The organism is Lacrimispora amygdalina (assembly GCF_900205965.1).
GTDB lineage: Bacteria > Bacillota > Clostridia > Lachnospirales > Lachnospiraceae > Lacrimispora > Lacrimispora amygdalina_A.
In genome coordinates this window covers 1-2,022 of the sequence record NZ_OAOF01000066.1, presented here as the reverse complement: position 1 = coordinate 2,022, position 2,022 = coordinate 1, and the positions used below count along the sequence as shown (strand labels likewise).

The window sequence follows — 2,022 nt, the reverse complement described above, 5'->3', positions numbered from 1 at the left end:
ATTCTCATTATGAGAAGTTGAACGGAAATGAGCGGTGTATTGACGATGAGATACCCTTTGACATACCAGATTCATGGGCATGGGTGCGGCTTGGAAGTGTATGCAACATAATAATGGGGCAGTCCCCAGATGGAAGAACCGTCAGCGAAATCAGAACGGGGACAGAGTTTCACCAAGGTAAAGTCTTTTTTAGCGATTATATAATCAGAGTGTCCAATCAGACAACGAGTGAACCTTCAAAAATAGCTCCTGCCAACTCTGTCCTACTATGTGTTCGTGCGCCAGTAGGTAAAGTGAATATTACAGACCGTGAGCTTTGCATTGGGCGTGGTCTTTGTTCAATTCAGTCATTTGCAAATATGCCTGTGGATTTCGTTTTTCGTTTACTTCAAACACTGGAAAATACTTTTGTAAAACAAGCAATTGGAACGACGTTTATTGCTATCACTGGGGAAACCATTAAAAATCAGCTTATTCCGCTCCCGCCCGTTGCTGAGCAGCACCGAATTGTGGAGCGTATTGGAAAACTACTCCCTTACTACACAAGATTATAGTGAATGTATTAAAATCATACCGAAAGGAGGTCTTCGGTATGATTGAAGATTTTGAAAAGTACCTAAAGGGTACAAATCTTGCTGAAAATACGGTGTCTGCTTATTTGTTTGCTATCAAGCAGTATAATGAGCAATGGGACGGTATCAGCAAGAAGAATTTGCGGGAATTTAAAGTGTTTCTCATTGAGAGATATAAGCCCAAAACCGTAAATTTGCGGCTCCGCGCCATTAACTGCTATCTTGAAAGCATTGGAAAAGGTTCCTTGAAAGTGCCATTTGTCAAGGTTCAGCAAAAAGCATTTCTTGAAAACGTAATCAGCGAGGCAGATTACGAGTATTTCAAGAATTGCCTGAAACGGGACGATGAAATGTTTTGGTATTTTGTTATCCGGTTTCTGGCAGCAACAGGGGCAAGGGTCAGCGAACTAATCCAAATCAAGGCGGAACACGTCAGGATTGGTTATCTCGACCTCTACTCCAAAGGCGGAAAATTACGCCGGATTTACATCCCCAAAGTTCTGCAAGGTGAAGCCCTTTCTTGGCTGGAAGGAAAGAAGCAAGAAAGCGGCTTTATTTTTTTAAACAAGTACGGGGATAGAATCACGACGCGAGGAATATCCGGGCAACTAAAAAAACTCGCTGTCCGGTACGGAATCAGCTCTGCCGTTGTTTATCCGCACTCGTTCCGGCACCGCTTCGCTAAAAGCTTTCTGGAACGCTTCAACGACATTGCCTTTCTTGCTGACCTTATGGGGCACGAAAGTATTGAAACTACGAGGATTTATTTGCGTAAGACTGCAACCGAGCAGCAGTCCATTGTGGACAAAATCATCGACTGGTGAAAAATGGAGCATACGCTTATCAAGGCGTATGCTCCATTTTTACAGCGCACTCATTTTTTGGGTCAGTTCTTCAATACGGCTTACAATACGCTGTTGTTCATGTATGGGTGGGATAGGTACAAGAATCGAAGCCAGCTTATCACAAGAGATATGAACGATAATATCTCCCGTTCCCAACATTGCTTTTTGTTGAATCGCATAGGGCGAATTCAACAAGTACGAAAGATACATAGGATTTTGCTGATGGTTAGTAAACGTGGCAAGATCGCCACTGATTACTGTACGCTCAGAACCAAAAAAAGCCACGGTTTTGCCGATTTCCTCCTTGTTCTCACCCGTCAGGGTTAGCAACAAATCACCATATACAACGGGTTTTGATTGTTGAGCGAGCTCATGGGGCACACATGAAACCGCTTTGCTCATCGAGATATTATATGTCGTATAAATTTCTCCATATCTTATACAAGCTATTCCTTTTGGCTGCACTTCGGAGCGTTTTATCCCGCTCCCGCGAATAAAAGTACCAATACGGCCAAGCCGCACCCATGCCCATGAATCCGGTATGTCAAAGGGTATCTCATCGTCAATACACCGCTCATTTCCGTTCAACTTCTCATAATGAGAAT

3 protein-coding genes are annotated in these 2,022 nt (G+C 43.3%); 2 read left to right on the top strand and 1 reads right to left on the bottom strand.

The genetic code is table 11. The features are described from left to right. Together CRO04_RS25650 and CRO04_RS25645 are read left to right on the top strand one after the other, a co-directional pair. On the top strand, window positions 1-554 hold a 554-nt coding region (locus CRO04_RS25650; RefSeq protein WP_207654527.1), incomplete at its 5' end, for a restriction endonuclease subunit S. A 38-nt stretch (window positions 555-592) separates the two neighbouring features. Next, a complete protein-coding gene (locus CRO04_RS25645; RefSeq protein WP_097007055.1) occupies window positions 593-1,396 on the top strand; it encodes a tyrosine-type recombinase/integrase in 804 nt (267 codons plus the stop codon). Between the two features lie 39 nt (window positions 1,397-1,435). Here CRO04_RS25645 and CRO04_RS25640 read toward each other — a convergent pair. Further along, window positions 1,436-2,022, bottom strand: a 587-nt coding sequence (locus tag CRO04_RS25640) for a restriction endonuclease subunit S (protein WP_141401060.1), incomplete at its 5' end; no start/stop codon positions are given.

Coding starts and splice junctions, on each gene's coding strand:
- CRO04_RS25645 (WP_097007055.1), top strand. CDS start 593: ATGATTGAAGATTTTGAAAAGTACCTAAAGGGTACAAATCTTGCTGAA.